2 tRNA genes and 1 rRNA gene are annotated in these 596 nt (G+C 41.9%); all 3 read left to right on the plus strand.

Annotated features, from left to right (window positions below):
- A 16S ribosomal RNA gene (locus O3746_RS10330) occupies nt 1-86 on the plus strand; the annotation flags it as partial.
- Between the two features lie 82 nt (nt 87-168).
- A tRNA-Ile gene (locus O3746_RS10335) sits at nt 169-245 on the plus strand.
- A gap of 53 nt (nt 246-298) precedes the next feature.
- Nucleotides 299-374 (plus strand) — tRNA-Ala (locus tag O3746_RS10340).
- Nucleotides 375-596 lie beyond the last annotated feature (222 nt).

A 596-nucleotide genomic window follows, 5' to 3' on the forward strand; every position in this document is an offset into this window, starting at 1 on the left:
GGGCGTTTACCACGGTATGATTCATGACTGGGGTGAAGTCGTAACAAGGTAACCGTAGGGGAACCTGCGGTTGGATCACCTCCTTACCAAAAACGAGAGACAATAAGTGTCCACACAGATTGATTGATATATTGTAGACAATATTGAGCAGAAAGCCGTTATTCCCTTGGGTCTGTAGCTCAGGTGGTTAGAGCGCACCCCTGATAAGGGTGAGGTCGGTGGTTCAAGTCCACTCAGACCCACCACTCAAACTGAGTGAGTGATAAAGGTGAATAAGGTGATAAATAAACGATGACATGGGGATATAGCTCAGCTGGGAGAGCGCCTGCCTTGCACGCAGGAGGTCAGCGGTTCGATCCCGCTTATCTCCACCACTTATCATCGTTAAGTAAATTGACTGATTTAATGCTTAAAATGCTTTGATGAGTTTATTTAACGATGATAACTGAAAATGTTATTTCTGTTCTTTAACAACCAGGAAACAAGCTGAAAAACTGAAGAGACTTTCAAGTCCTTTAAAGGATAAGAAAAAGTCTGAGTAAGAAGAAAATCTTGATTGAACAAAAGCAATCAAGTGTTTAGTTGAAAACACAACA

The sequence above is a fragment of the Haemophilus sp. 27098_8_127 genome, assembly GCF_041433495.1.
Classification (GTDB): domain Bacteria; phylum Pseudomonadota; class Gammaproteobacteria; order Enterobacterales; family Pasteurellaceae; genus Haemophilus_D.